Raw genomic sequence first — 23,269 nt, 5'->3', positions numbered from 1 at the left:
CCACGAGCCGGATCTCTCGCTGCGCTCGAGATGACAGCCGGATGCTTGGGGGATATCGAGCCGGAGGCGTCTAGTAAGCGCGCTCGATCGTGCGGCGGCCCAGTTCCGCCAGCGGTGCCGTATCGCCCGGCAGCGTGGCGAGCGCGTCGGTCATGCGCGCCGCGAGCTGGCGCAGCCGTTCGCGCGAGGCGTCCACACCGATCAGGGCGGGGAAGGTGATCTTGTCCTGGGCGGCGTCCTTGCCGGCGGTCTTGCCGAGCGTGGCGCTGTCGGCTTCGACATCGAGCAGGTCGTCGCGGATCTGGAAGGCCAGGCCCAGCGCGTCGGCGAAATCGTCGAGCGCGCGCCGCGTCGCCGGGTCGGCACCGGCGGCGATCGCGCCCAGGCGGACCGCGGCGCGCAGCAGCGCGCCGGTCTTCATCGCGTGCAGGCGTTCGAGCAACGCGAGCCCGGGGGCAGGGTCGGCGCCCGCGTCGGGATCCGCATTCGATGCGAGCAACGAACGCGTTCCGGACGAGGCGATGTCCAGCGCCTGACCGCCGCACATTCCGCGTGCGCCCGAGGCGGAGGCGAGTTCGGCCAGCATGGCCACGCGCAGCGGATCGGGCAGCGCCGCTTCGGCGAGGATCGAGAACGCGAGTGTCTGCAGCGCATCGCCGGCGAGGATCGCGGTCGCCTCGTCGAACGCAACGTGGACGGTCGGACGGCCGCGGCGCAGCGCGTCGTCGTCCATCGCCGGCAGGTCGTCGTGCACCAGCGAATAGGCGTGCACCAGCTCGACCGCGGCGGCCGGCGCATCGAGCGCTTCCTCGCGGGCGTCGCAGGCGTGACCCGCCGCGTGCACCAGCAGCGGCCGCATGCGCTTGCCGCCGAGCAGGACCGCGTGTCGCATCGCCGCGAGCAGTCGCGGTTCGGTGTCGTCCACGCTGTCGAGCGCGGCCGCGAGCGCGGCGTCCGCGCGCAGGCGCCACTGGTCCAGCTGCGTTGCGATCGCCCCGGCGTGGCGCGGATCAACCGTCGCCATCGACGGTGCCCGGGAACGGCTCGGACCTGTCGGGCGCGTCGGGATCGGTGAGCAGGCGCACGCGCAGTTCCGCCTGCTCCAGCGCCTGCTGGCAGCGGCGATACAGCCCCACGCCGCGCTCGTAGGCAGCGAGCGATTCCTCCAGGCTCATCTCGCCGTGCTCCATCTTCTCGACCAGTTGCTCGAGCTGGTCGAGCGAGGTCTCGAAATCGGCGACGGCGGAGGGTTCGGCGGCGGGCTTCTTGACCATGCGTGAAGTGTAAGCCAGCGCGTGCCGGGCGGCCTATGCGCCGCGGTCACATCATGTCCACGCCAGACCAGGTCAGGCGCCGTCCGGTCGACCGCAGCCAGGCATCGAAGCGTGCGGAGTAGACGAGATCGGCCGCGGCCAGCAGGTTGCCGTCGCGGTCGGACAGCAGCGGCAGACGCGTGCGGATCCAGGGCGGGACGCCGAGATCCTGCAGCACGTGCTTGAGTGCGTGCGAGTGCCTGCGGCCCGGCAGCGCGATGCGCTCGCCGCCGGCGCGCGCGTGCGCGACGAACGGCGGGTCGGGCGCATCCGGCGCAACGGGATGCGCGGACTTTGACGTCGCGAAGCCTGGCGGCGCGGCTTCCAGGACCAGCGCACCACCCCCCGGCCAGGCCAGCGACCCCGTGCCGTCCCAGTGCAGGCAGACCATGGACGGCGCCGCAGGCAACGCCGGACCGGCCCAGAGCAGATCTCGCCAGCGACGGACGATCGCCCCGCGCCAGGCGAACGCCGCGGCATCCGTCGGCGCTGTGGCGAGCACCAGGTGGTCGACCTGGGCGACGCCTTCCGCCGGCAGCGGCGGCAGCCCGGTTTCGTCCACCCAGCGGCGGAGCACCCGTGCCCGTCGCGCCCCGGGAAGCGAGGCGAGCGCCGCGACCCGCAGGCAGCGCGGGTCGGCGCAGCGCGCCGTCGCGAGCGCCTGCGCGTCCGCGTCGGCCAGCAGGGTGGACGCCCCGCGCTGCAACTCCGCGGCGCGGGCGAAGGCCGCATCCGCGTGCGGCCAGCGTGCCCGCAGCGCCGGCATCACCTGCCGGCGCAGGAAGCTGCGGTCGTGCGCCTCGTCGCGGTTGGAGGGATCCTCGATCCAGTGCAGCGCATGCGCGCGCGCGTATCCGCACAGCGCCTGGCGCGGGAGCTCGAGCAGCGGACGCCACAGCCAGCCGTCTTCGAAGCGGCGCCAGGTGCGCATCGCAGCCAGTCCTTCGATGCCGGAGCCGCGCAGCGCGCGCAGCAGGAAGGTTTCCGCCTGGTCGTCGCGGTGGTGCGCCAGCACCAGGATCCCGCCGCTGCCGAGCGCGGCGGCGAACGCCGCGTATCGCGCGCGGCGGGCCGCCGCCTCGAGGCCGTCGCCGCTGTCGCGCTCGACGCGGACGCGGGCGATGTCGAGCGGCACCTCGAGCTGCGCGCACATGCGTGCGCAGTGCGCGGCCCAGGTCTCGGCCCCGGCGTGCAGCCCATGGTGGACATGGATCGCACGCAGGCCGCGCGCGCGCCACTCGCCGTCGCGCGCCAGACGATGCAGCAGCACGGTGGAATCGAGCCCGCCGCTGAAGCCCACCAGCAGCGGGGCATCGGCCGCGGCCGGCATGTCGGCCGGCCACGCGAGCGCAAGCGTCATGGCGGCGGCGCGAGAGTGGAGACCGGGCGGTTCATCGGGTCCCGGTACGGACGTCGCCGTTCGCGCCTGGCGCGAACCTGTGGATCGACGCCTGGAGCAGGCCACCGGACGCGGCTGCGACGATGCCGGTGATCTTCCCCACCCAGGGCATGTCGTGTTGCTCGATGATCATGGTCCGTCTCCCCCTGGGTCCGCCGGCTGCGGACAGGGAGGATTCTAGACCTGGAGCCGACGACGCCATCGCCGGCGCGGAAGTCCACCGCCGCGGTCGCGGGTCGAGGCACCTCGCGCAGCGCGCCCGGGCGCAGACGCGTGGGGTGGTTGCCGAAACGGCGTGGCCCAGGCTACTTCAGGGCACGCTTCGCCAGGTCGATCCATTCGCGCTGTTCGTTGCGGTAGTAGCGCGGCAGCGCATCTGCGCGCTTGAGGATTTCCCGGAACAGGCGTTGGGCGCCGGCCTCGTCGCCCTCGCGACCGAGCAGCAGTGCGTAGCGGGCGCGCGCCTCCTCGCCGGGATAACCCTGCACCAGGGCCTCGTACTCGTGCCTGGCCGCTTCGATGTCGCCGGTTGCCTCCACCGCACGTGCGTACAGCAGATGGCCGTCGCTGGAGCGGAAACCGGGATTGGCGGCGATCAGCGCTTCGAGCGTCGCCCGCGCCTCGGCCGGACGGTTCAAGCCGAACTGCGCCTGCGCCAGGCCGAGCATCAGGTGCGGGTCGGTCGCGTACAGGCCGTTGAGCGAGGCCTGGTACAGCTCGGCGGCCCGCGCGTGGTCGCCGGCCTGCAGGCTCTGCTCGGCCAGCGTGCGGCGGTTCTCGATGGTGTCGGCGAGGTCGAGCCGGCGGCTGGCCTCGCGCTGGCCGCGGCCGGGATCCAGCGTGCGCTGCACGCCGCGTGCCAGGTTGCGCGCGGCGCGATGGTGACGCATCTCCGGCAGCACTTCGGCGATCAGGTAGATCGCGACCGCCAGGTAGGAGCCGATCAGCAGGATGAACACCCAGTACAACGGCCGGCCGGTGCGCACGACGTGCACCGCGCAGCCGATCTGGAGCGCGATCGAGAGCAGCAGGACGGGACTCATCTCGTGCGGCGCCCGCTCAGGCGTTCTCGTACGCGCCGTAGCCGCGCAGGCGACGGTAGCGTCGTTCCAGCAGCTCCGGGACGGGCACCTGCTGCAGCGCGTCGAGTTCGTTCATCAGGATGGTCTTGAGCCGGATCGCGGTCTGGCGCGGGTTGCGATGGGCGCCGCCGATCGGCTCGCGCACCACCTTGTCCACCAGCCCCAGGCCGTGCAGGCGCCGCGCGGTCAGACCCAGCTGCTCGGCGGCATCGCGGGCCTTGCCGGCGTCCTTCCACAGGATCGAGGCGCAGCCTTCGGGCGAGATCACCGAATAGGTGCTGTATTCGAGCATGACCGTGCGGTCGCCGACGCCGATCGCCAGCGCGCCTCCCGAGCCGCCTTCGCCGATCACGGTGCAGATCACCGGCGTGCCGAGCTGGGCCATCTCCATCAGGTTGCGGGCGATGGCCTCGGACTGGCCGCGTTCCTCGGCGCCGATGCCCGGATAGGCGCCCGGCGTGTCGATGAAGGTCAGCAAGGGCAGCGAGAAGCGCTCGGCCAGCTTCATCAGCCGCAACGCCTTGCGATAACCCTCGGGGCGTGGCATGCCGAAGTTGCGGCGCACCTTGGACTTGGTGTCGCGGCCCTTCTGGTGGCCGATGATCACGACCGGGCGCCCGTCGATGCGGCCGAGGCCGCCGACGATCGCCGGATCGTCGGCGTAGGCGCGGTCGCCGGCCAGTTCTTCGAACTCGTCGCACATCACCTTGATGTAGTCGAGCGTGTACGGGCGCATCGGGTGCCGCGCCAGTTGCGACACCTGCCAGGAGCTGAGATCGCGGAAGATGTGCGCGGTACGCTTGCGCAGCTTGTCCTGCAATGCGTGGATCTCGGCGTCGATGTTCACCGCCGGGCCGCTGCTGGCCTGGCGCAGTTCATGGATCTTGGCCTCGAGGTCCGCGATCGGCTGCTCGAAGTCGAGGTAGTTCGGATTCATGCCCGGGACTGCTTCGGGAAAGCGCGAAGTCTAGCCGACCGCGTCCCCGGAGACCGTACCCGGCCGTCCGGACGGCGGAATCCGGCGGCCCGGCGGGCGCGGCGGGGCGGGCGCATGCGTTCAGTTCACCCAGGGCCGCTGCAGCGACAGCTTCACCCGCCGCACCCCCGGCAGCGCGCGCAGCGAGGACGGCAGGTCCGCCGCGACGCGGACGCCCTGGCCGCCGTTGACGTCGAGCTTGCCGACCGCGCCGTTGGACAGCAGCAACTCGTAGCGCAAGGGCGTGCGTCCCGGGCGGTGTTGCGAGAACAACGACTCGACGCGGTCGAGCGAGCCGGCGACGCGAAGGTCGAGCTGCAGCGACAGTCCCTGCGCATGCTGCTGGCACACCTGCTCGAAATCCCAGCAGCGGCGCGCGCGCAGCGAGAAGCCGCCGCTGAACTCGTCCTCGCGCAGCCCGCCCTCGATGACCAGGATGCGGTCGCGCGTGAGCAGGGCGGCATTGTTGAAGTAGTCCTCGGCGAAGAACGCGCATTCCAGCCGCCCGCGCCCGTCCTCGATCAGCACGAAGGCCTGCGAGTCGCCGCGCTTGCGCATCGCCAGCACCTGGCCGGCGACGACCACCGTGGTCTCCGGTCGCCATCCGCGCGATTCGGACTCCGAGCGCGCGGCCCACAGCGTGTCGAGCTGGCCGAGGTCGTGGCCGACCAGCGCCGCGAGTTCCTCGCGGTAGGGATCGAGCGGATGGCCGCTGAGGTAGTGGCCGAGGGTCTCGCGCTCGCCGTCGAGCTTCTGCTTGAGCGGCCACTCCTCGCAGGTGGGCAGTTCGATATGGATGTCGGGCGCGCCGCCGCCGCCGAACATGTCGAACATGCCGGCGGCGCGGTTGCGCGCGATCTGGTCGGTGGCCTTGAGCACTTCAGGCAGCTGCCGCATCAGCGAGGCGCGGTTGGACGCGAGCGCGTCCAGCGCGCCGGCCTGGATCAGCGCCTCGAGCGTGCGCCGGTTGAGGCGGCCGGCGTCGACCCGCTTGCAGAAGTCGTAGAGGTCGGCGTAGCCGTCGCCGCGCGCGTCGATGATCGCCTCGCAGGCGCCGCGGCCGACGCCCTTGACCGCGCCGAGCCCGTAACGGATCGTACGCCCGTCGATCGCTTCGAACATGTAGCCCGATGCATTGACGTCGGGCGGCATCACCGTCAGGCCCATCGCCTTGGCTTCGTTGAGGAAGCCGACCACCTTGTCGGTGTTGTCCATGTCGCTCGACAGCACCGCGGCCATGAATTCCGCCGGGTGGTGCACCTTGAGCCAGGCGGTCTGGTAGGCGACCAGCGCGTAGGCGGCCGAGTGCGACTTGTTGAAGCCGTACTCGGCGAACTTCTCCATCAAATCGAAGATCTGGGTCGCGGTGCGCGCATCGACGCCGTTCGCGGCGGCGCCGGCCTCGAACTTGGCGCGCTCCTTGGCCATCTCCTCGGGCTTCTTCTTGCCCATCGCGCGGCGCAGCAGGTCGGCGCCGCCCAGCGAATAGCCGGCCAGCACCTGGGCGATCTGCATCACCTGTTCCTGGTACACGATCACGCCGTAGGTCGGCGACAGCACCTGTTCCAGCGCCGGGTGCGGGTAGCTGACGTCCTCCATCCCATGCTTGCGGTCGCACCATTGCTTGTCCATCCCGCTGCCCAGCGGGCCGGGGCGGAACAGCGCGGCCAGCGCGATGATGTCCTCGAAGGTGTCGGGCTTCGCGCGCTTGAGCAGCTCGCGCATGCCGCGCGATTCGAACTGGAACACCGCCACCGTGTCGCCGCGCGCGAACAGCTCGTAGGTGGCCTTGTCGTCGAGGGGGAGGGTGGTGATGTCGAGGGGGCCGGGAATGGGGAAGGGGGAATGGGGAATGGGAGCAGGCCCCTGCTTTCCCGATTCCCGATTCCCGATTCCCGATTCCCGCCGAGCATTGATCGCCTTCACCGCCCAGTCGATGATCGTCAGCGTGCGCAGGCCGAGGAAGTCGAACTTGACCAGGCCGACCGCCTCGACGTCGCTCATGTCGAACTGGGTGACCGGGTTGCGGCCGCGGCCGCCTTCGTCGTGTTCGGCGTACAGCGGACAGAAGTCCGACAGCGGCGAGGGCGCGATCACCACGCCGCCGGCGTGCTTGCCGGCGTTGCGGGTGAGATCCTCGAGCTGCAGCGCGAGGTCGACCAGGTCGCGCACCTCGTCCTCGGTCTCGTAGCGCTCCTTGAACTCCGAGACCACGTACGCGCTGTCCTTCTGCGCGCGCTTGCTGCGGCCGATCGCGTCCTCCAGCGACAGCGGATCGGCCGGCTGCAGCGGGATCAGCTTGGACAGCCCGTCGACGAAGCCGTAGGGATGGCCGAGCACGCGGCCGGCATCGCGCAACACCGCCTTCGCGGCCATGGTGCCGTAGGTGATGATCTGGCTGACGCGGTCGCGGCCGTACTTGGCGGCGACGTAGTCGATCACCTCGTCGCGCCGGTTCATGCAGAAGTCGATGTCGAAGTCCGGCATCGACACGCGTTCGGGGTTGAGGAAGCGCTCGAACAGCAGGTCGTAGGGCAGCGGGTCGAGGTCGGTGATGCCCAGCGCCCAGGCCGCCAGCGAGCCCGCGCCGGAACCGCGCCCGGGCCCGACCGGGATGCCGTGCTGCTTGGCCCAGTTGATGAAGTCGGCCACGATAAGGAAGTAGCCCGGGAACCCCATCGAGATGATGACGTCGAGCTCGCGCTCCAGGCGCGCGTCGTAGCTTTCGCGGGTGTGCCCGGGCGCCAGCGGATACCTGTCCAGGCGCGCCGCGAGGCCGTCGCGCGCCTGGCTGCGGATCCAGCTCTCGAGCGTCTCGTCCGAGGGCACCGGGAACGCCGGCAGGTAGTACTTGCCCAGGCGCAGCTCGAGGTTGCAGCGTTGTGCGAGCGCGATCGTGTTGTCGATCGCATCGGGCACATCCGCGAACAGCTCCGCCATCTCCTCGCTGGACTTGAGGTATTGCCCGGGCGCGTAGTCCTTGGGCCGCTTGGGATCGTCCAGCACCCGGCCCGAGGCGATGCACACGCGCGCCTCGTGCGCCTCGAAGCCGCCGGCGTCGAGGAAGCGGGCGTCGTTGCTCGCCACCACCGGGATCCCGCGCGAGGTGGCCGCGCGCAGCGCGAAGGCGTTGAACGCGGCCTCGGTATCGAGCCCGCAGCGGGTCAGCTCGAGGAAGCAGTGCTCGCCGTAGACGCGCTGCAGGTCGCCGAGCGCGCCGCCCGCCAGATCCTCCCGCCCACCGGCCAGCAACTGCCCGGCGTGGCTGTGGCGACCGGCCAGGGCGAACAGGCCGCGGGCGTCGTCGGCCAGCCATTGCGGCCGCACCACCACGCCGTCGTGGCGATGGCCCTGGGTCCAGGCGCGCGTGAGCAGGCGCGACAGCGACAGGTAGCCGGCGTGGTCGCGGCACAGCAGGGTCAGCAGCCAGGCCGGGGCATCGCCCTCGGCCACCAGCACGTCGGCGCCTGCGAGCGGCTTGATTCCCGCACTCTCGGCCGCCCGGTAGAACTTCACCAGCGAGAACAGGTTGTTGCGGTCGGTGACCGCGACCGAGGGCTGGCCGAGCTCGGCGCAGCGCTTCACGAGATCCGGGATGCGGATCGTCGAGTCGGCCAGCGAGTACTCGCTGTGGACGTGGAGGTGGACGAAGCGGGAGGACATCGGAATCCAGGTCGTACGGCAGGCAGGTTAGGGGCCAGCCCCCGGTGGAACAAGGCTTGACATCCAGGGGGCGGGTCTTCGGCTGCGCATTGCAACGAAAGGCCGCCCCGGGGGGCGGCCAGGGTCCTGCCGGCGCAGGATCACGTCATCCGGAGTCCGTCAGCACACGCGGAAGTACGGCATCGGCGATGGCGACGGGAGATAGCTGCGCAGGCCCGCCTCGCGGCGATGGACCAGCAGCCCCGCTTCGGCATTGCGGGCCAGGTCCCATTCCCGGCGGCCGAAGACGAAGTCCGCTTCGCCGCAGCCGCGGAGAGCGGCCTCCATCCTGCGCACACGGCAGAAGTCGAGATAGCTGCGCATCTCCGCGGCGAGCGCGGGCCAGGCGACTTCGACCACCAGGGCATCGTCGAGGCGGCCGTACACCGGGACATCGTCGGGGATCAGGTCGTCGACGCTCTGCAGGTAGGCGACGACGGTGCTGGCGACCTGCCCGCACTGCGGCGCCGGCTCCCATGACGGGTCTGCGAGCATCAGGCCGGCGGCCAGCCCGCGGCGCAGGCGGCGCACGATCCAGTCCGAAGGCCGCCCGGTGCGCGCGGGGCGGGCCAGCCGGCGAGCGGCGGAGGCCAGGTCGGCCGGTTCCAGGGGCGCCCCACCCACCCGGGACAGGACCCGGTTGAACCGATCGAACGCATCCGGGCCGGCAGGGTGTGTGCCGATCTGGTGGAACTGGGGCTCGAATGGCGCCAGCGGCTGGGCGGGGACGGTGTCCGGGGTGTCGACGAAGACGTTCATGGCGGTGCTCCGGGTCATGCGTCGCGGAATGCGGCGCGTGTGACCAGATTCCCGACCTGCCCGCGTTGGGTCATGACGAGGGCGCGATGTTTCTGCGATCCGACGCCGAGGGAACTGTGAGGTTGCGAGGGCGGGACGAGGAAGGGTGGCCACCGCGGACGAATCCCCCGATCCGGGGCATTACCGATTCGGCGACATCGTCGTCGACGAAGCCGCGCACACGCTGTTGCGCGATGGCGTCGCGCAGCCGGTCGAGCCGAAAGCCTTCGCGGTGCTGCTGGCCCTGCTGCGGCGACCTGGCGAGCTGGTCGCCCGCGACGACCTGCTGGACCAGGTCTGGGGCCATCGCCACGTCACGCCGGGCGTACTGACGCGGGCCATCGCGCAATTGCGTGCAGCCCTTGACGACGACCCGCAGCATCCCAGGTACATCCAGACGCGGCATGCGCTCGGGTACCGCTTCGTGGGCGCGCTGCTCGATGCGCGCGACCACGCCAAGCCGCCGGACCCCGCGGCGGGTCCGACGATGGCCGCTTCCATGCAGGACGCCGTACCGCTGATCGCGCCGGCGCCATCGCCGCCGTCGGATGTTGCCGAGCATGCGCACGACGCGCGATCGCAGCGGCCGCCTGCTTGGCGACTACGGCACTGGGTGATCGCATCGACGCTGGTCGCGGCGATCGTCTCGATGACCTGGTGGCAGACACGCCAGGCGGTACCGAGAGCCGCAGAGGCGTCGGTCGCGGTCTTGCCGTTCGCGAACCTCGGCGGCATCGGCGACGACGACTACTTCGCACAGGGGCTCGCCCTGGAAATGCACGACGCCCTGGCGAGCGTGCCGGGCCTCAAGGTTGCGGCGCAGCTCTCGCCGGAGGCCGTTTCCATTCGCGACCAGGATCCGAAGTCCGTGGGCAGGCGCTTGGGCGTAGCGACCCTGCTCGATGCCAGCGTACGCCGGGAGGGAGGGCGCATGCGCATCAATGCCAGGTTGACGGACACCGCGACGGGCTTCACGTTGTGGAGCCGGCGCTACGACCGCGAACCCGAGGACGTGTTCGCGATCCAGTCAGAGATCGCCGACGAGGTCGTGCGATCGCTGGTGGGCGTGATCTCCGGCCAGCGCGAGGCCCTCGAGAAGCGCCTTGCGCCCACCCGCAGCGTCATGGCGTTCGACGCGTACCTGCATGGCCTGCAGTCGTTCCTGCACGGGCTGGACGCAGGCGATGCAGTGCGGTACTTCGATCAGGCGCTCGCGCAGGACGCGAACTTCGCGCGGGCGCAGGCGGGCATCTGCCGGGCGGAAGTCGCGATGTTCCTCGACAGGAACGACGCGGAGGCGTACGACCGCGCCGACGCGGCTTGCGCGCGCGCGCTGGAGATGGATCCATTGCTCGGCGAAGCGATGGTCGCACAGGCGGAGTTGCACCTGGCGCGTGGCGAGCATGCCGAGGCGATCGAGTACTACTCGAAGGCCGAAGCGGACCCTGCCCGCCGGGTCGCCGTCTACGTTGGATTGGCCAACACGCATGCGCAGATGGGGCGGCGCGAGAAAGCCAGGGAATACTTCGACCGGGCACTGTCGCTGCGCCCGGACGACCCACGGATCCATTCCCAGATCGGATACCGGAATTACCTCGATGGCGATTTCCCGGCTGCGATCGCATCGTATCGCAAGGCCGTCGAGCTGCAGCCGGACAATGCGCCGATGTGGAGTTACCTCGGTGCCATCTACCTCGTTTCCGGTCGAGCCGACGAGGCATCGCGGGCCCTGTCCAGGTCGATCGAGATCAGTCCCACGTATTCCGCGCTGACCAACCTGGGCGAGATCCGGTACTTCGAAGGCGACTACGTGGCGGCCGCACGCCTGCATCGGGACGCGCTGAAGCTGGACGCATCCGATTACCTGGTCTGGGGAAACCTCGGACAAGCCTTGCTCGCCCTCCCCGATGCGCGGGTGCAGGCCCGCGAAGCGTTCAGGCAGGCAGAACGGTTGTCGTCGCGCTACCTGGAGCTGAAGCCCGAAGACGCCAAGGCGCTGGCGGCGCTGGGCTGGTACCGGGTCAACCTCGGACGCGCCGTCGAGGAGGTCCACGAGCTGGTGCGGCGCTCCACCGAACTGGGAAGCGAGCCGTCGGAAGTCGCACTGTTCAATGCCCAGACGCTGGTAGCCCTCGGCGAGTTGGTCGCCGCGCGCGCGCAGGTGGAGAACGCGCTTGCCGCGGGAATGGCTGGCTACCGGATCCACGGCAATCCCGCGCTCAGCGGAATCGATGGGGTACCCCCGCGGACGGATGCAGCCGAAGGCGACACCGTCCGCTCACCGCCGTAAGGCAAGCAGCAGGAGAACGAGCCATGTCATCGAAAGACCCGCAATTCCAGCATGCCCCGGAGGCAACCGCGCTTCAGTTCCCGCTGAGCGATGGACGGATTCTCCATCTGAGGATGGCCCTTGGCTCGGCGCCGGCGATCGGGTCCGGTCCGAGACCGAAGAGCGGTGAAATCGTCCTGTTTCTTGGGGTTGGCGACCACGATGTACTGAGTTTTTCCGGTGAACTGCTGCCGAACCTCGCGACCGCGCCGGCGATCGGCACCGGGCGGGCTCCGCCCTGACCAACATCTCGCCTGGTCGGCGAACGTGCCATCGCGCAGGTCCTTTCGCCGGCGTTGCGGCCAGGAATCCAGTTGCAGGAAGCGGGCCCGACGCTCACGACGTTCGAATGCGGGGCGCGAACCGCGCTTGGTGGGGCGGCATCCCGCTGGGCCGCGTGAACTGCCCAGCGCCGGTCCCATTCTGCCGCGGGCCACGGGTCGCGGAGCCCCGGCGCTTGCGCGACGCCTGTCGCAGCGCGCCAAGACGGTCGCCGGGCTTCGTGTCCGCAGTGCACCCGGCTCACCAGCTCAACCGGCGGCATCACGGTTCGGCGGCCACGCGGGATCGATGATAACGCTATCATGGCTGGATTCGGCCGCTCGTCGGAAGGGCAGGCCATGCCGGGGAGGCGCATGGGCGACGATCGGGCCACGAGGCGGACACGCGGCAACGGTGTAGGCGAGCTCCTGCCGCTCCGGGAAAAGGTCGGCTACGGGCTCGGCGACTTCGGCTTCAACCTGTACTGGGCGAACATCTCCGCCTTCCTGCTGATCTTCTACACCGACGTGATGGGCCTGGCCGCGGCCGCGGTCGGCACCATGATGCTGGTGACCAAGGTGGTCGACGCGATCACCGATCCGCTTGTGGGCGCACTCGCCGACCGCACCCGCACGCGCTGGGGCCGGTTCCGCCCCTACCTGCTGTTCGGCGCGGTGCCGCTTGCGTTGTGCGGCGTGCTGACCTGGACCGTGCCCGACCTCGACCCGGACGGCAAGCTGCTGTGGGCCTATGCCACCTTCACCCTGATGATGCTGGCCTACACCGTGCTGGCGATGCCGTATTCGGCGCTGAGCGGAGTGATGACCGCCGACAGCCAGCAGCGCACCACCCTGATCAGTTTCCGCTTCATCGCCGCGTTCACCGGCACCACCGTCGTGAACTGGCTGACGCTCGACCTGGTCGGATGGCTGGGCCGCGGCGACGAGGCACTGGGCTGGCAGCTCACGCTGGGCCTGTACGGCGTGATCGCCGCCGCCACCTTCGCCACCGTCTTCCTGACCACGCGCGAGCGCATCTCGCCGCCGCCGCTGCAGCGCAGCGCGGTGAGGCAGGACGTGGCCGACCTGCTGCACAACCGCCCGTGGCTGGTGCTGTTCGTGCTCGCGCTGGTGATCATGGTGACGATCGTGATGCGCAGCGGCTCGCTGGTGTACTACATGAAGTACTACCTGGTGCGCCCGGAGCTCACCGGCACCTTCCTGGGCGTGTACTCGGTGGCGCTGGCGGTGGGCGCGGCGCTGACGCCGGTGATGACCCGTTTCGTCGACAAGCGCCGGCTGATGATGTGGCTGATGGCGGGGGTGGGCGTGCTGAGCTGCGCGATGTACTTCGTGCCGCCCGACGCGATCTGGCTGCTGTTCGTCATCAACACCGCGATCGGCCTGCTGCTGGGCCCGAAGTCGCCGCTGGCGTTCTCGATGTACGCCGACTGCGCCGACTACACCGAGTGGAAGACCGGCCGGCGCGCCACCGCGATGACCTTCGCCGCGGCCACGTTTTCGCAGAAGCTGGGCGGCGCGCTGGCGACGGCGGCCATCGCCTGGATGCTGGCGGCGCTGGGCTATGTCGCCAACGAGGCGCAGTCGGACGCGTCGCAGCAGGGCATCGCGCTGCTGCTGACGGTGATCCCCGGCATCGTCGCGCTGCTCGCGGCGGGCGTGATGCATTTCTACCCGCTCGACGATGCCGCGCTCGCAGGCGTGCAGCGCGACCTGCAGGCGCGTCGGGACCAGATCGCATGAGCGAGGACCTGTACGGGTTCCGCGAGCAGGGCCAGCGCTTCGTCCTGCGCAGCCCGGTGGCGATGCCGCAGGCGTCGAGCTTCCTGTGGAACCGGCGGATGCTGCTGCAGCTCAACGTGCGTGGCTACGCGACGGCGCAGTTCATGCAGCCCGAGCCCGCGAAATACGCGCACGCGCCCACGCTGGAGGCGAAGACCTTCATGCAGCCGGAGCAGCCCTACTACGCGCACCATCCCGGGCGCTTCTGCTACATCAGGGACGAGGAAGAGGGCGGGCTGTTCTCGGCGCCGCATGCGCCGGTGAACCGCGCGCCCGACGGGTTCGCGTTCGACGTCGGCCAGGGCGACGTGGCCTGGACCGTGCGCTGCGACGGGATCGAAGTGGAACTGGCCGTGTCGCTGCCGGCGGACGAGGTGGCCGAACTGTGGACGCTGCGCGTGCGCAACGTGTCCGGGCGCGTGCGCCGCGTCAGCGTGTATCCGTACTTCCCGGTCGGCTACATGTCGTGGATGAACCAGTCCGGCCGCTACCGGGCGGACCTGGGCGGGATCGTCTGCGACAGCGTGGCGCCCTACCAGAAGGTCGCCGACTACTTCCGCCAGCGCGACTTCAAGGACCGCACCGTGCTGCTGCACGAGCGCGCGCCCGATGCGTGGGAGGCCAACCAGACCGCGTTCGAGGGCGAGGGTGGGTTGCAGGCGCCCTCGTCGATCACGCAGCGCGAGCAGCTGGCCTGCGGCGATGCCCTGTACGAAACGCCTACGGCGGCGCTGCAGTACCGGCTCGCACTGGTGCCCGATGCGGTGGAGGAGTTCCGTTTCCTGTTCGCCCCGGCACGCGACGAGGCCGAAATCGCCGCGCTGCGCGAACGCTACCTGTCCGCGGGCGGCTTCGCCGACGCCGGCGCGGGCACCCGCGAATACCTGGAGCGAGGCCGCGGCTGCATCCGCATCGAAACCCCGGACCCGTGGCTGGACGACTTCGCCAACCACTGGCTGCCGCGCCAGGTCTACTACCACGGCGACTCCAACCGGCTGACCACCGACCCGCAGACGCGCAATTTCCTCCAGGACCACATGGGCATGGCCTACGTGCGACCGGAGACGTCGCGCGCGGCCTTCCTGCAGGCGCTGTCGCAGCAGGAGGCCACGGGCGCGATGCCCGACGGCATCCTGCTCGCCGAGGGCGCGGAGCTCAAGTACATCAACCAGGTGCCGCACACCGACCACTGCGTATGGCTGCCCGTGTGCCTGCGCGCCTACCTGGACGAAACCGGCGACGACGCGCTGCTCGACGTGCCCGTGGCGGGCGGCGACGGCACCACGCGCAGCGTGGCCGAGCGCATCGACCGCGCGATGCAGTGGCTGCTCGACCAGCGCGACCCGCGCGGCCTGAGCTACATCGCGCAGGGCGACTGGTGCGACCCCATGAACATGGTCGGCTGGAAGGGCCAGGGCGTGTCCGGCTGGCTGTCGCTGGCCAGCGCGCATGCGCTGCAGCTGTGGGCGGACATCTGCGTGCGCGTGGGTCGCCAGGCGCAGGCGAAGCTGTTCCGCGACGGTGCCGCCGAATTCAACGCCGCGGTCAATACGCAGCTGTGGGATGGCGACTGGTACGCACGCGGCATCACCGACGACGACGTGGTGTTCGGCGTGCGCGCGGATGCCGAAGGCCGCATCTACCTCAATCCGCAGAGCTGGGCGATGCTCAGCGGCGCGGCCGACGAGGCGCGCCGCGAACGCCTGCTCGACGCGGTGGATGCGGAGCTGGTGTCGCCCTGGGGCGTGGCGATGCTCGAACCACCCTACACCGGCATGCGCGAGGACGTGGGCCGCCTGACCCAGAAATTCCCGGGCTCGGCGGAGAACGGCGCCGTCTACAACCATGCGGCCGCGTTCTGGCTGCATGCCCTGTATGCGGTGGGGGAATCCGATCGCGCGTGGCGGACGCTGCGGGCGATGCTGTCCGGCCCCGAGCCGCGGGACTGCCTGCAGCGCGGCCAATTGCCGGTCTTCGTGCCCAACTATTATCGGGGCGCGTGGCGCCTGCACCCCCGCACCGCGGGCCGTTCCAGCCAGTTGTTCAACACCGGTACCGCCGCCTGGCTGTACCGCTGCCTGGTGGAATCGCTGTTCGGCCTGCGTGGCGACGGCGACGGCTTGCGGATCGCCCCGCAACTGCCCGCGCACTGGCCGCGCGCGCGCGCATCGCGCCGGTTCCGCGGCGCGGAGTTCGACGTCGCGATCGAGCGCGTGGGCGGGATCGAACGCACCCGCGTCCACGTCGACGGCGAACCGTGTCCGGATGGCAGGATCGCGCCCCTCCGCGTCGGCCATCGCTACGAGGTGCGCGTGGAACTTCCGGTCGCCATGGAGCCGACATGAGCCACGACGTGCGCGTGGTGGTGGTAATGGGCGTGTCCGGCAGCGGCAAGACCACCCTCGCGCGCGCGCTGGCCGCGGCTTGGCCCGCCACCTTCCTCGATGCCGACGATTTCCACAGCGAAGAGGCGAGGGCGCACATGGCGAGTGGCCAGGCGCTGACCGATGCGATGCGCCAACCCTGGGTGGACCGCATCGTCGGCGAACTGCAACGCCGGGTCGCCGCCGGCGAGCGCGTGTCGCTCGCCTTCTCCGGCCTGCGCCGTCGCCATCGCGAGATGTTGCGCCAGGCCGGCCTGCCGCTGCGCTTCCTGTTCCTGCACGGCGAACGCGAACTGATCGCGGAGCGCATGCGCGCACGCAGCGGCCACTACATGCCGGTCAGCCTGCTCGACAGCCAGTTCACGGCGCTGGAGCCGCCGCGCGGGGAGGCCGACGTGTTCGCGCTGGACATCGACGTCGCGCCTGCGCGCATGCTCGAACAGGCATTGCTGCTGCTCGAGTGAGCACGAGGGCGCGGGCCGGGCCTTCACGGCCGCGACGCGTGGATCAGAACAGCGCGCCCTGCGCGACCGGTGCGAAACTGCGCCGGTGGTGCGCGCAGGGCCCGTGCGCCCGCAATGCGTTGAGGTGGTAGGGCGTCGAATAGCCCTTGTGCGCGTCGAATCCGTAGAGCGGGTGCTCGGCGTGCAGGGCCGTCATGACGCGGTCGCGCGAGACCTTGGCCAAGATCGAGGCGGCCATGATCGAGCGGTCGCGCGCGTCTCCACCCACCAGCGCCTCCGCCGGGCAGGGCAGTCCGCGCGGCAGCGCATTGCCGTCGATGCGCGCCAGCCCCGCGACGTGGACCACGCCGGCGATCGCGCGCTGCATGCCCACCATCGTGGCCTGGAAGATGTTGATCCGGTCGATCTCCTCGACCTCCACGAACACCACGCTGTACGCCAGCGCGCGCTCGACGATGCGTTCGTACAGGAACTCGCGCCGCGCGGGAGCCAGCCGCTTGGAATCGTCGAGCCCGTTGATGCGCGGCCGCGCCGGGTCGAACACGACCGCGGCGACCACCACCGGGCCGGCGAGCGGCCCGCGTCCGGCCTCGTCCACGCCGGCGACGAGCGGCGTCACGGCGCCGGTCCCAGCAGGCCGGCGACCGCGTCGGCCGCGGAGGCGGAGGCGTCGCGCCGCAGCGCGAGGTGCAGGTCGCGGTACACCGGTTCCAGCGCGGTGGCGGCGGCGGGATCGGCGAACCAGGCGAGCACCGCCTCGGCCAGGCGCGTGGGCGTGCACTCGTCCTGCATCAGCTCCGGGGCGATGGTCTCGCCAGCCAGCACGTTGGGCAGCGCGTAGCGGTCGACCTTCAGCATCCCGAGCGCCTTGACGATGCGATAGGTGCTCGGTGCGATCCGGTAGCCGACCACCATCGGACGCTTGGCCAGCATCGCCTCCAGCGTCGCGGTTCCGGAAGCGAGCAGGACCACGTCGGCCGCCGTCATCGCCTCGCGCGCCTGCCCGTCGAGCAGTCGCACGCGATCGACGGGCAGCGCGGACCGCGACAGCAATGCGCGGATCGCATCGCCGCATTCCGGCGTGGCGGCGGGAACCACGATCCGCAGCGCGGGAAGCCGCGCCGCGACGTGCGCGGCGGCCTCCAGGAAGATCGCGCCCAGCCGCGCGATTTCGCCCAGCCGCGATCCGGGCAGCACGGCGAGCACCGGCGCCCCGTCGTCGAGGCCGAGTTCGGCCCGGGCACGCCGGCGGTCCGGGTTCAGCGGCATGGCGTCGGCCATCGGATGGCCGACGAAGCGCGCGTCGATGCCGTGGCGGGCGTAGATCGCCGGTTCCATCGGGAACAGGCACAGCACGCGGTCTGCGCTGCGCCCGATCTTCGCCGCGCGCCCCTCGCGCCAGGCCCAGACCGACGGGCTGACGTAGTGCACGGTGGGCACGCCACGGCGCTTGAGGGCTCGCTCGAGGCCCAGGTTGAAGTCGGGGGCGTCGATGCCGATGAAGACGTCGGGCCGCCAGTCGAGCAGGCGCCGACGCAAGCGCCGGCGCAGCGACAGCAGCCGCGGAAGGTGCCGCAGCACTTCGCTCAGGCCCATCACCGCCAGTTCCGAGGCGTCGTGCCAGGTATCGACCCCTGCCGCACGCATCGCCGCGCCGCCGATGCCGGCGAATTCCGCGCCGGGAAAGCGTGCACGCAACTGCTGGACCAGCCCGGCGCCGAGCAGATCGCCGGAGGCCTCGCCCGCGCACAGCCCCACGCGCAACGCCCGCGCGGGGTCGGCGGAGGGCAGGTCGGCCTGGACGGCGGCCGGGTACGGTGAGGCGGACGTGGCGTCGCGCGCGGCGCCGGTTCCGGGGGCGGGGGCCTGAGTTGCCGACATCAACGCAACAGCGGCCGTTCACCGCTCTCGATGAAGGCGAGGAACTCGCGCACGTCATCGCTTTCGTCGGCGAGTCCGGCGAGTTGCGCCTTCGCCTCCGCCAGGCTCGCGCCCGACACGTAGACCGCCCGATACGCGCGCTTGATCGCCGCGGTGCGCTCGGCATCGAAGCCGCGTCGCTTGAGCCCCTCGGCGTTGATACCGCGCGGGCGCCCGTAGCCTTCCTGCGCCACCATCAGGAACGGCGGCACGTCGCCGTTGACCAATGCCCCCATGCCGATGAAGGCATGGGCGCCGATGCGGCAGAACTGGTGCACGCCGGCGAAGCCGCTCAGGATCACGTGGTCGCCGATCACGACGTGCCCGGCGAGGGTGGCGTTGTTGGAGAACACGCAGTGGTTGCCGATCACGCAATCGTGCGCGACATGGGCATAGGCCAGGAACCAGTTGTCGTCGCCGATCCGGGTGCGGCCGCCGCCGTCTCCGGTGCCGCGATTGAGGGTGACGAATTCGCGGACCAGGTTGCGGTCGCCGATCTCCAGTTCCACGCTTTCGCCGCGGTACTTCTTGTCCTGCGGCTCGCCGCCGATCGCGGCGTGGCCGATGATGCGGTTGTCGCGCCCGATCCGGGTCGGTCCGTGCACGCTGCAATGCGGCCCGATTCGCGTGCCGTCGCCGATCTCGACCTCCGGGCCGACGCAGGTGAACGCGCCGACCGACACCCCCTCGCCGATCCGGGCTCCCGGGTCGACGAACGCCGTGGGGTGGATGCCGGCGGATGCCATGTCAGCCGCGCACCTCGGCGCACAGGATCTCGGCGCACGCGACCTGTTCGCCGTCGACGCGGGCGGTGCCGACGTACATGGTCATGTTGCGGATCTCGCGCTTGATCTCCACCTCCAGGTCCAGCCGGTCGCCGGGCACGACCATGCGCGAGAACTTCGCATTGTCCACCTTCACCAGGTACGACAGCCGGCCCTCGAGGCCACCGCCGTGGGTGAGCTGGGTGAGGACGCCGCCGGCCTGTGCCAGCGCCTCGATCACCATGACGCCGGGCATCACCGGGCGATCGGGGAAGTGGCCCTGGAAGAACGGTTCGTTGCCGGAAACGTTCTTGTAGCAGAGCACGCGCTTGCCCGGCTCCGCCTCGACCACGCGATCGATCAGGAGGAACGGATAGCGATGCGGCAGCAGGGCGCGAATGCCGATGCTGTCGATGGGAAGCGTGACCTGCAGTGTCATTCGGTTTCCTTTGGAGGCGTCCCCACGCGCCGGGCCAGTGCGTCGAGCTGCTTGAAGCGGACCGCGTTCCTGCGCCAGCTGCGACTGTCCATCAACGGGGTTCCGGAAGAATACTCCCCGGGTTCGCGGATCGAATGCGTCACCAGGGTCATGGCGGTGACGACCACCCGGTCGCAGATCTCGAGATGCCCGGCGATCCCCGCGGCGCCGCCGATCATGCAGTATCGCCCGATCGAGGCGCTGCCGGCCACGGCGACGCAACCGGCCATGGCGGTGTGGGCGCCGATGCGGACGTTGTGGGCGATCTGGATCTGGTTGTCGAGACGGACATCGTGCTCCAGCACCGTGTCCTCGAGCGCGCCGCGGTCGATCGTGGTGTTGGCGCCGATCTCGCAGTCGTCGCCGATGCGCACGCCGCCGAGCTGCGGCACCTTGATCCAGTGCGGCTCGTCGCCGCTGCGATCCAGCGCGATGCCGAAGCCGTCGGCGCCGAGCACCGCACCGGGATGGACCAGCACCCGTTCGCCGAGCACCACGCGCCGGACCAGAGTGACGCGCGCGACCAGGGTGCAGCCGGGACCGACCACGCAGTCCTCGCCGATCACGCAGCCGGGGCCGATGCTGGCGCCCGCGGCGATCCGGCTGCGGGCGCCGATGCAGGCGAGCGGGCCGACCGCCGCGCGCGGATCGACCCGCGCGTCGGGATGCACGACCGCGGTGGGATGGGTGCCGGGTGTCGCGGCCGCCGCCGGTTCGAACAGCGCCGCGATACGCGCGTAGGCGACGTAGGGATCGGCGGCGACCAGCACGTCGCCGGCATGGGCGTCGGCATCGCCCGCGCGCACGACCACCAGGCCCGCCCGCGAAGCAGGCAGCTGGCCGCGGTACTTCGGGTTGGCGAGGAACGAAAGCTGCGTCGGGCCGGCCCCGCCGAGCGTACCGACGCCATCGATCATGCGAGTGGCGTCGCCGCGCAGGGACAGGCCGAAGCGTTCGGCGATCTCCCCCGCGGACACCTGGACAGCGTGGCGCGGCATCGACCCGGAGGCGGCTAGAACGCGCCGCCGAAGGTGAACTGCAGGCGCTCGAGCTCGTCGCCCTGCTGGATCAGCGCGCCGTTCTCGCCGCGGATCTCGTCCTGGCTGCGGAGCGGATACGCGTAGCTGATCGAGATCGGGCCGACCGGCGCCCGCCACATCAGCGCGACGCCCGCCGAAGCCCGCAGCTCGCTGCTCTCGAAGGCATCGACATTGCGGAACACGTTGCCGACGTCGACGAACGCGGAAACCCGGGCGGCCGGCGACTTGATCAGTTGCGGGAAGAACATCTCCACCGAGCCGACCGTCTTCAACGCGCCGCCGATCGGCTGCAGGTAGCTGCTGTTGAGGGCGCTCTCGCGCGGGCCGAGGGTGTTGTCGCGGAAGCCGCGCACCGAGCGCGCGCCACCGGCGTAGAAGTTCTCGAAGAACGGCAATCCCGACGCGACCAGGGTCTTGTTGTAGACGGTGCCATCGGCGCAATCCCCGCTGCCGGGCACGTCGCTCGGATCGGGCGCGGCGCTGCCCGGCGGCGGCAGCGGCTGCCCACCGAGCCCGCGGCAGAACACGCGGTAGGTGTCGTCGCCGTAGCTGTCGCCGTAGCCGATCTCGAAACGGGTATTGAGCACCAGCGCGCGGTTGATGTGCCAGTACTTGGAGAACTCGTAGTTGAGCTTGTAGTACTCGACGGTCGAGCCGGGAAGCGTGGTTTCCAGCGACACCCGCTGCAGGGTCCCGCGGGTAGGCTGCAGGTAGTCGTTGCGCGAGTCGCGCGCCCAGGCCAGCTCCGTGCGCCAGGCGTGGAACGTGCGGTTGCCCACGGCGTCGATGTAATCGACGATCGATTCCGGCGACGAGCCGCGGAAGGCGAAGATCTGGTTGCGATCGATGCCGAACAGCGCGGAGATCGTGTCCGACTCGGTGATCGGCAGGCCGATGACCATCTGGCCTGCGGCGTTGGTGGAGGAGTACTGCGCGGTGTTGAACTCGGAGTTGTCGAATTCGCGCCACCACAGGTTGTAGCCGAGCGACATGCCCTCGTCGGTGAAGTAGGGATTCATGAACGAGAACGCGTAGCGCTGCAGGTAGACGTTGCGCTGCGCCTCGATCGAGACCCGGTTGCCGCTGCCGAGGAAGTTGTTCTGCGACAGCTGGACCGACGTGGTCAGCCCGGCCAGCTGCGAGTAGCCGATGCCGAACACGAAGCTGCCGGACGTGGTCTCGGTCACGCTGAACACCACGTCGACCTCGTCGTTGCTGCCGGGAACCGGTTGCGTCTCGACGTTGACGCTGCCCGATTCGAAATAACCCAGCCGCTGCAGCCGGACCTTGGACCGGTCGATCGCGGCCTGCGAGTACCAGGCGCCCTCGAACTGGCGCATCTCGCGGCGCATCACCTCGTCGGAAGTGCGGGTGTTGCCCTTGAACACCAGCCGGCGCACGTTCACGCGCGGCCCGGGCACGACCTGCAACTGGATGCCGACCGTACGGTTCTCCCGGTTCACTTCCGGGATCGTGTTCACCTGTGCGAACGCATAGCCGATGTTGCCGAGCGTCGCGGTGATCGCGTCCGAGGACAGCTCGAGCAGTGCGCGCGAGAAGACCTGGCCATCCCGGGTGAGCACCAGGGCCTCGATATCCTCCTTGGGCAACACCGTGTCGCCGGTGACCTCGACCGACGAGACGGTGTAGATCTCGCCCTCGGTGAGCCCGGCGCCGATGTACATGTCGCGCTTGTCGGGACTGATCGACACCTGGGTGCTGTCGATGCTGAAGTCGACATAGCCGCGGTCTAGGTAGTAGTTGTGCAGCTTCTCGAGGTCGCCCGAGAGCTTTTCCTTGGAGTACTGGTCGTCGCGGCGATACCAGCTGAGCCAGTTGCTTTCGCCGGATTCCCAGCTGTCGGTGAGGTCGTCCTGTTCGAAGACTTCATTGCCGATCAGGTTGATGTGACGGATCTTGGCCGCCTTGCCCTCGGTGACCGCGATGGTGACGTCGACCCGGTTGCGGTCCAGGCGCGAGACCGTGGGGGCGATCTGGACGTTGTACTTGCCGCGGTTGTTGTACTGGCGGGTGAGTTCCTGGGTGACGCGGTCGAGTGCGAGCCGGTCGAAGGTCTCGCCCTCGGACAGGCCGATGTCCTTCAGGCCCTTGGTCAGGTCTTCGGTCTTGATGTCCTTGTTGCCGGTCAGGGTCAGCTTGTTGATCGCGGGGCGTTCGGTGACGGTGACCACGAGGATGTCGCCCTGGCGGCCGACCTGGATGTCCTCGAAGAAGCCGGTGCGGTAGAGCGCACGCACCGCCTCGCCGATCCGGTTCTGGTTGATCGTGTCGCCGCGCTCGATCGGCAGGTAGGTGAAGACCGTGCCCGCGCCGATGCGCTGAAGCCCGTCGATGCGGATATCGGCGACGGTGAAGCTGGCGGTGCCGGGCGCGAACTGCGGCGCGGGGGCGGCGGGTTGCGGGACCGCGAACGCAGCCTGCGGGTCGACGGCCTGCTGGGCCCAGGCGGGTGCGATGGCCGTCGCGAGGGCGAGAGCAAGCAGGTGGCGGGCAGGAGTACGCGTCATCGATCGGTCCGGATTGGGGAAGAGCTCCG

At 70.2% G+C, this 23,269-nt stretch carries 19 protein-coding genes; 5 read left to right on the top strand and 14 right to left on the bottom strand.

Translation table 11 applies throughout. From position 1 onward, the window contains the following. Positions 1-70: 70 nt before the first annotated feature. From JMO03_RS18700 to JMO03_RS18665, 8 genes are all read right to left on the bottom strand, one after another. Complete coding sequence (locus JMO03_RS18700) at positions 71-1,024, bottom strand: farnesyl diphosphate synthase (RefSeq protein WP_202845284.1); 954 nt, start codon at positions 1,022-1,024, stop codon at positions 71-73. Then, a complete protein-coding gene (locus JMO03_RS18695) occupies positions 1,011-1,274 on the bottom strand; it encodes an exodeoxyribonuclease VII small subunit (RefSeq protein ID WP_202845283.1) in 264 nt (87 codons plus the stop codon). The genes JMO03_RS18700 and JMO03_RS18695 overlap by 14 nt, the downstream gene beginning before the upstream one ends. Positions 1,275-1,320: 46 nt before the next feature. Then, positions 1,321-2,673 carry a tRNA lysidine(34) synthetase TilS gene (gene tilS / locus JMO03_RS18690; RefSeq protein ID WP_238346333.1) on the bottom strand — a complete coding sequence of 451 codons (1,353 nt, stop codon included), beginning with the start codon at positions 2,671-2,673 and terminating at the stop codon, positions 1,321-1,323. Positions 2,674-2,704: 31 nt separating this feature from the next. Beyond that, positions 2,705-2,845 (bottom strand): hypothetical protein, encoded by a 141-nt coding sequence (locus JMO03_RS18685; protein ID WP_202845282.1) that lies wholly within the window; start codon positions 2,843-2,845, stop codon positions 2,705-2,707. A 172-nt stretch (positions 2,846-3,017) separates the two neighbouring features. Beyond that, positions 3,018-3,755, bottom strand: a complete 738-nt coding sequence (locus tag JMO03_RS18680; RefSeq protein ID WP_202845281.1) for a tetratricopeptide repeat protein — start codon at positions 3,753-3,755, stop codon at positions 3,018-3,020. A 16-nt stretch (positions 3,756-3,771) separates the two neighbouring features. Next, positions 3,772-4,731, bottom strand: coding sequence for an acetyl-CoA carboxylase carboxyltransferase subunit alpha (locus tag JMO03_RS18675; protein ID WP_202845280.1), 960 nt, complete (start codon positions 4,729-4,731; stop codon positions 3,772-3,774). A 120-nt stretch (positions 4,732-4,851) separates the two neighbouring features. Further along, positions 4,852-8,433, bottom strand: a complete 3,582-nt coding sequence (gene dnaE / locus JMO03_RS18670) for a DNA polymerase III subunit alpha (protein WP_202845279.1) — start codon at positions 8,431-8,433, stop codon at positions 4,852-4,854. A 159-nt stretch (positions 8,434-8,592) separates the two neighbouring features. Continuing rightward, positions 8,593-9,231, bottom strand: a complete 639-nt coding sequence (locus JMO03_RS18665) for a YkvA family protein (protein WP_202845278.1) — start codon at positions 9,229-9,231, stop codon at positions 8,593-8,595. A gap of 145 nt (positions 9,232-9,376) precedes the next feature. On the opposite strand from JMO03_RS18665, the gene JMO03_RS18660 reads away from it, so the two are divergent. The 5 genes from JMO03_RS18660 to JMO03_RS18640 all read left to right on the top strand — a co-directional run bounded on the left by JMO03_RS18660 (position 9,377) and on the right by JMO03_RS18640 (position 16,510). Further along, positions 9,377-11,560: a tetratricopeptide repeat protein gene (locus tag JMO03_RS18660; protein ID WP_202845277.1), complete on the top strand. Its 2,184-nt coding sequence runs from the start codon at positions 9,377-9,379 to the stop codon at positions 11,558-11,560. A gap of 23 nt (positions 11,561-11,583) precedes the next feature. Beyond that, on the top strand, positions 11,584-11,841 hold the full coding sequence (locus tag JMO03_RS18655) for a hypothetical protein (protein WP_202845276.1): 258 nt from the start codon (positions 11,584-11,586) through the stop codon (positions 11,839-11,841). A gap of 393 nt (positions 11,842-12,234) precedes the next feature. Then, positions 12,235-13,623: a glycoside-pentoside-hexuronide (GPH):cation symporter gene (locus tag JMO03_RS21560; RefSeq protein ID WP_202845275.1), complete on the top strand. Its 1,389-nt coding sequence runs from the start codon at positions 12,235-12,237 to the stop codon at positions 13,621-13,623. Next, complete coding sequence (locus tag JMO03_RS18645) at positions 13,620-16,007, top strand: GH36-type glycosyl hydrolase domain-containing protein (RefSeq protein WP_202845274.1); 2,388 nt, start codon at positions 13,620-13,622, stop codon at positions 16,005-16,007. The genes JMO03_RS21560 and JMO03_RS18645 overlap by 4 nt, the downstream gene beginning before the upstream one ends. Next, positions 16,004-16,510, top strand: coding sequence for a gluconokinase (locus tag JMO03_RS18640; protein ID WP_202845273.1), 507 nt, complete (start codon positions 16,004-16,006; stop codon positions 16,508-16,510). Before JMO03_RS18645 ends, JMO03_RS18640 begins: the two co-directional genes overlap by 4 nt. Positions 16,511-16,553: 43 nt before the next feature. On the opposite strand, the gene JMO03_RS18635 is transcribed toward JMO03_RS18640, so the two are convergent. The 6 genes from JMO03_RS18635 to bamA are packed head-to-tail and all read right to left on the bottom strand — an operon-like array spanning position 16,554 to position 23,240. Continuing rightward, positions 16,554-17,129, bottom strand: coding sequence for a ribonuclease HII (locus tag JMO03_RS18635; RefSeq protein WP_202845272.1), 576 nt, complete (start codon positions 17,127-17,129; stop codon positions 16,554-16,556). Next, the gene (lpxB, locus tag JMO03_RS18630) at positions 17,126-18,391 is read right to left on the bottom strand and encodes a lipid-A-disaccharide synthase (protein ID WP_202845271.1); all 1,266 of its coding nucleotides are present in this window, start codon (positions 18,389-18,391) and stop codon (positions 17,126-17,128) included. The genes JMO03_RS18635 and lpxB overlap by 4 nt, the downstream gene beginning before the upstream one ends. After that, the gene (gene lpxA / locus JMO03_RS18625; RefSeq protein ID WP_202845270.1) at positions 18,391-19,176 is read right to left on the bottom strand and encodes an acyl-ACP--UDP-N-acetylglucosamine O-acyltransferase; all 786 of its coding nucleotides are present in this window, start codon (positions 19,174-19,176) and stop codon (positions 18,391-18,393) included. Before lpxA ends, lpxB begins: the two co-directional genes overlap by 1 nt. A 1-nt stretch (position 19,177) precedes the next feature. Continuing rightward, complete coding sequence (gene fabZ / locus JMO03_RS18620; RefSeq protein ID WP_202845269.1) at positions 19,178-19,633, bottom strand: 3-hydroxyacyl-ACP dehydratase FabZ; 456 nt, start codon at positions 19,631-19,633, stop codon at positions 19,178-19,180. Beyond that, positions 19,630-20,670: a UDP-3-O-(3-hydroxymyristoyl)glucosamine N-acyltransferase gene (gene lpxD / locus JMO03_RS18615; protein WP_202845268.1), complete on the bottom strand. Its 1,041-nt coding sequence runs from the start codon at positions 20,668-20,670 to the stop codon at positions 19,630-19,632. Before lpxD ends, fabZ begins: the two co-directional genes overlap by 4 nt. Positions 20,671-20,684: 14 nt before the next feature. Further along, the gene (gene bamA, locus JMO03_RS18610; RefSeq protein ID WP_202845267.1) at positions 20,685-23,240 is read right to left on the bottom strand and encodes an outer membrane protein assembly factor BamA; all 2,556 of its coding nucleotides are present in this window, start codon (positions 23,238-23,240) and stop codon (positions 20,685-20,687) included. Between the last annotated feature and the right edge of the window lie 29 nt (positions 23,241-23,269).

Source organism: Luteimonas saliphila (genome assembly GCF_016774335.1).
Taxonomy (GTDB): domain Bacteria; phylum Pseudomonadota; class Gammaproteobacteria; order Xanthomonadales; family Xanthomonadaceae; genus Luteimonas; species Luteimonas saliphila.
Note: the sequence above shows the minus strand (reverse complement) of the source record. Positions and strands in the feature narration are given on the sequence as shown.

Excerpts from the sequence above, each read along its gene's own strand:
- JMO03_RS18700 (WP_202845284.1), bottom strand. The coding sequence starts at position 1,024 with ATGGCGACGGTTGATCCGCGCCACGCCGGGGCGATCGCAACGCAGCTG.
- JMO03_RS18695 (WP_202845283.1), bottom strand. The coding sequence starts at position 1,274 with ATGGTCAAGAAGCCCGCCGCCGAACCCTCCGCCGTCGCCGATTTCGAG.
- tilS (WP_238346333.1), bottom strand. The coding sequence starts at position 2,673 with ATGACGCTTGCGCTCGCGTGGCCGGCCGACATGCCGGCCGCGGCCGAT.
- JMO03_RS18685 (WP_202845282.1), bottom strand. The coding sequence starts at position 2,845 with ATGATCATCGAGCAACACGACATGCCCTGGGTGGGGAAGATCACCGGC.
- JMO03_RS18680 (WP_202845281.1), bottom strand. The coding sequence starts at position 3,755 with ATGAGTCCCGTCCTGCTGCTCTCGATCGCGCTCCAGATCGGCTGCGCG.
- JMO03_RS18675 (WP_202845280.1), bottom strand. The coding sequence starts at position 4,731 with ATGAATCCGAACTACCTCGACTTCGAGCAGCCGATCGCGGACCTCGAG.
- dnaE (WP_202845279.1), bottom strand. The coding sequence starts at position 8,433 with ATGTCCTCCCGCTTCGTCCACCTCCACGTCCACAGCGAGTACTCGCTG.
- JMO03_RS18665 (WP_202845278.1), bottom strand. The coding sequence starts at position 9,231 with ATGAACGTCTTCGTCGACACCCCGGACACCGTCCCCGCCCAGCCGCTG.
- JMO03_RS18655 (WP_202845276.1), top strand. The coding sequence starts at position 11,584 with ATGTCATCGAAAGACCCGCAATTCCAGCATGCCCCGGAGGCAACCGCG.
- JMO03_RS21560 (WP_202845275.1), top strand. The coding sequence starts at position 12,235 with ATGGGCGACGATCGGGCCACGAGGCGGACACGCGGCAACGGTGTAGGC.
- JMO03_RS18645 (WP_202845274.1), top strand. The coding sequence starts at position 13,620 with ATGAGCGAGGACCTGTACGGGTTCCGCGAGCAGGGCCAGCGCTTCGTC.
- JMO03_RS18640 (WP_202845273.1), top strand. The coding sequence starts at position 16,004 with ATGAGCCACGACGTGCGCGTGGTGGTGGTAATGGGCGTGTCCGGCAGC.
- lpxB (WP_202845271.1), bottom strand. The coding sequence starts at position 18,391 with ATGTCGGCAACTCAGGCCCCCGCCCCCGGAACCGGCGCCGCGCGCGAC.
- lpxA (WP_202845270.1), bottom strand. The coding sequence starts at position 19,176 with ATGGCATCCGCCGGCATCCACCCCACGGCGTTCGTCGACCCGGGAGCC.
- fabZ (WP_202845269.1), bottom strand. The coding sequence starts at position 19,633 with ATGACACTGCAGGTCACGCTTCCCATCGACAGCATCGGCATTCGCGCC.
- lpxD (WP_202845268.1), bottom strand. The coding sequence starts at position 20,670 with ATGCCGCGCCACGCTGTCCAGGTGTCCGCGGGGGAGATCGCCGAACGC.
- bamA (WP_202845267.1), bottom strand. The coding sequence starts at position 23,240 with ATGACGCGTACTCCTGCCCGCCACCTGCTTGCTCTCGCCCTCGCGACG.